Raw genomic sequence first — 3,158 nt, forward strand, 5'->3', positions numbered from 1 at the left:
ACGAAACTGAAAACGCATAAACTTAATCAAGGATGAGCCAGAGCCTCCAAACGAAAGCACGCTCTGATGTCCCAAATTATCTGACGACGCACACAAGGCTTCAATAGCAAGGCTGACAAACTTAAGTGGCTGTCATTTTTTGGCTCATATCGAAACACATGGGCTCACGAGGGAACAAAGGAAAAAGGATTGAATCGCGAAGAGGTTGGTAACATCAGGAAGTTCCATGAAATGTTGGGGCTTAATAGCTGACTATGGAGCTGATGCGTCCTTAGAGATCCGCTGATTTCTTCATGGCGAAACTGTTGCCGGGTACCGTGGACGCGGGATTTGGCCCAGATTCATCTCGGATTCGCACGGAAAGTCAGCAGTTCAACGATTGGCAACACGATTGCAAAACCTTCATAGGCAGACCTCAGAAGGTCGCACCAAGTTTGCCTGCCGATGAGGGTTTGAGGCGAAAAAACGATATTCCGTCATAAGTTCTAGTGCTTGAATGCTTGAACAACGTCACGACAACGCAATCGGTTGTCCCTTCAAAATCGTCAGCAACACTCATTGCCATGGTGCGACACCAGCCAGTTATGTCTTGTGTTGTCCTAAGTTGCCGCTTGTCCATGTAGTTCAAGATCACTGCAAACTGCCGGTCAGCTACTATGTACTTGGCGTGTTCACCGGACTTTGACGATCCACCGCCGCCGGACTTCCAGCGCCCAATGCGTCGCTGCAACTGCATAAGCATCGGAGGCGGCATGTTCAGCACGGTGAAAAGGATGTCGAACTTGTGTCGGTCGATAATCGGGTGTCCACCATATACCTCACGGGCAATGGCCTTCCAGCGCGGCGCAAGTTCCACCCCAACGACATCACAATTTCTTCGATCCTCGACTGGTGTTTTCGGCTTTCGCACCATGTCGTCCGCATTCACGAGAACAAGCGTATTTTTCCGAGGATCATCACCTAATACACAAAAGCCATTTGTCAGATACATGGACAATAAGTCTTGTTCATCACCGACAAAATCCAAAAGGCTTTCAATGGTGTAGCGCCTGCTCAGATAGTGCCCAAAAGAAACCTCGCTGTCCAAATGCTTGGCGATCATCATAAGCTCCCCAATGGACAGGGAAGGTGCCCAAGGGCTTGTTATTTCGATTAAATCAAGGTCTTCAAAATATCTGCGGCCAGCAGTGAGAGTGGAAAGTCCCTCAATCGTAACTCCAAATCGATAGACCGCCTTGGGTTTGCGCAAGTCAATCTCAACCGCCTCCTTTGATCCTTTCTGTCTCAGCTTTGCATTGATGCCATATTGGTTCAGGTATTCTTGTAACCGCTGCGATTGTTCGGCGGGTTCCACAAACAGGTCTTTGAGCGTGGACTTCAAAGAAGGGATGCCGCCTCGGCGGGCAGGCTCCTTGATTTTTCCTGACTTAGCTTCAAAGATTAAGACCTGATTGCCTAGCACTGCAACAACGTCATGTTCGTAGCCTTTCCCGTCTTTCGGGTCAGTCCAGATCACCGATCTATAGACCTTGGCGGAGGGCATTGCGGTCTGCACAGTTTCAGTGATCAACTCTTCCAGAGCCTCCGCTCGTGCATCAGACAGCGCATCACGGGTCTTGCTATCGTCTGGGAGCAACGTTTCGATGATCCGAAACGGAAAGGCGAGCGGGATATGGGAAGCCGCTATGAAATACGAACCATCTTCCTTTTCAATAAATGGCTTGGTCCACACCGGGTTGTTCATAAAGATATGTTCAAACTCACCATCTGCTTCATCTCCTAGCTTTGCGGAGAGCTTAGACAGGGTGTCTCGGTCAAGTTCGGACAAGTCACTCGGGGCGAAAGTGTAAATCCACTCGTGCGAAACCTCAGACAGTTGGCATGCTAAGAACTGAAGCGTCTTGTCATCTACCTCACTTTGATTCAGCCGCTGCCAAATCCTTTTCGCCAGAGGGCTTTTCCCACATAGGTAGTTCGCGCCAGCAACGATTGCGGTTCGTTCCTTCGCTTCATAAATTTCCAGCACGTTCCTGTAGAACTCCTGAAGCCTCTGTACGGTCAAGTCCATCAGTGCAAGAAGGGAGAACAACCTATTTTCGAGATCGTGTTTGCTCTGGGTTTTTTGGTCCAGCCGCGCAGTAATCTTTCGTACCACAACCAGTACTGCATCGCGGTCGAAATTGAATCGATAATGGACTGTCTGCACACGAGACCGGTGCGCTAAATCGCTCAACGCATCATTTCCGGTTCTGGGTTGTTTACGAATAAATGCGTCAAGCAACTTATCCGAAGCTTTCCACAATCGCTTGAAGTTGCCCCATGACACAGGCAGCTTCGCGTTTTCGCCTGCTTTGCGGATCAACATTGCTTGCAAGACCTCAAGCGCAGGCAGCGGTATTGTTTGAGGACCTTGAGCGTTCACGCCACCTTCGACGTTACACAGAGATGCAGTGCGAGCCAATAAGCAGAATGGATCGTGAATGCGGAGGTTTGTTTCCAGATCAAGCGCCGCATTCTCAAAAACGCCTATCCAGTGTTGGGGGTCATCTGGTTCGCTCGCTTTTTCTATAGGCTGATCTGATGTTTCGTAACCATGAAGATAAAGGTTTGAATTTGATTTGCCCATTGTCGTCTCAAAATAGGAAAAGTGATAATTGGTTGCGCATCACAAATGTGATGAAGTTCCTTTCAGTCTGGAGTTTCCTTTGCGACTTTGAGTTGTATCAGGCTGTACCCTTCGCGCAAATAGGTTTTTGGGGTCACCCTAGACCGGGCGTGGTCGACAATGCATTGGACGATTGATTCTGGTACGTCGGCTTGGCTCAGCCTTGTCAAAAAAGTGTGCTGGAAACAGTGGAACAAGATGCTCGGTTTTTTGATGCCACGTGCTGGCAGGAACCGCTCATTGCACCAGTGGCCCAGACTGCGCCCGCAGCGTCGTGCGGCGTGGGAGCAAAGGTTCCTGGAACGATGTCCGCTCCCCGCGCATCGCCGACGTTCAGAACTGGCGCAGCGAATGGTGGCTCCTCGAACCATCGCTACAAACCCACCAGCGCATATTCGCGAGTTATGCCCAAAAGTTGGTGACGGCTGTCATCAGGCGGCGTTTTGAAGTTGCTTGATCCCGTCTTTGAACTCAACCCCCTGAATGACTTCGG

At 50.0% G+C, this 3,158-nt stretch carries 1 protein-coding gene; it reads right to left on the reverse strand.

Going from position 1 to position 3,158, the window contains the following annotated elements:
* Window positions 1-415: 415 nt before the first annotated feature.
* Window positions 416-2,626, reverse strand: a complete 2,211-nt coding sequence (locus tag BMX04_RS18820; protein WP_139194643.1) for a hypothetical protein — start codon at window positions 2,624-2,626, stop codon at window positions 416-418.
* Window positions 2,627-3,158: the final 532 nt, after the last annotated feature.

The sequence above is a fragment of the Roseovarius tolerans genome, from assembly GCF_900109855.1.
GTDB lineage: Bacteria > Pseudomonadota > Alphaproteobacteria > Rhodobacterales > Rhodobacteraceae > Roseovarius > Roseovarius tolerans.

What these genes read in the sequence shown, in the direction of transcription:
- BMX04_RS18820 (WP_139194643.1), bottom strand. Translation starts at nt 2,626, where the DNA reads ATGGGCAAATCAAATTCAAACCTTTATCTTCATGGTTACGAAACATCA.